Below are 628 nucleotides of genomic sequence, written 5' to 3'. Positions count from 1 at the left end.
CTTGATTCATACATCCCAGAGCCAGAGCGTGCAATCGACAAGCCGTTCATTCTTCCAATCGAAGACGTATTCTCAATCTCAGGCCGTGGTACAGTTGTAACGGGTCGTGTAGAGCAAGGTATCGTTAAAGTTGGTGAAGAAGTAGAAATCGTAGGTATCAAAGACACTACTAAGACTACTTGTACTGGTGTTGAGATGTTCCGTAAGCTTCTTGACGAAGGCCGTGCAGGTGAGAACGTTGGTGTTCTTCTACGTGGTACTAAGCGTGATGAAGTTGAACGTGGTCAAGTACTAGCTAAGCCTGGTTCAATCACTCCACACGTTAACTTCGAAGCAGAAGTATACGTACTATCTAAAGATGAAGGTGGCCGTCATACTCCATTCTTCAAAGGCTACCGTCCACAGTTCTACTTCCGTACAACTGACGTAACTGGTGCTGTAGAGCTTCCAGAAGGCGTAGAAATGGTAATGCCTGGTGACAACCTTAAATTCAAAGTTGAGCTAATTGCTCCGATTGCGATGGAAGAAGGTCTTCGTTTCGCAATCCGTGAAGGTGGTCGTACAGTAGGTGCTGGTGTTGTATCTAAGATCCTAGACTAATCTAGACTTAGCAACACAAGCCAAAAAA

At 45.1% G+C, this 628-nt stretch carries 1 protein-coding gene; it reads left to right on the top strand.

The annotated features are described in order from the left end of the window. A partial coding sequence (locus AC27KT_RS19760; protein ID WP_487132783.1) for an EF-Tu C-terminal domain-related protein occupies positions 1-600 on the top strand: 600 nt, incomplete at its 5' end. Positions 601-628: the final 28 nt, after the last annotated feature.

The sequence above is a fragment of the Alteromonas sp. 5NW40-0090 genome (genome assembly GCF_057552975.1).
The sequence above is the reverse complement of the archived record's forward strand: the minus strand, read 5'-3'. Positions and strand labels throughout refer to the sequence as shown.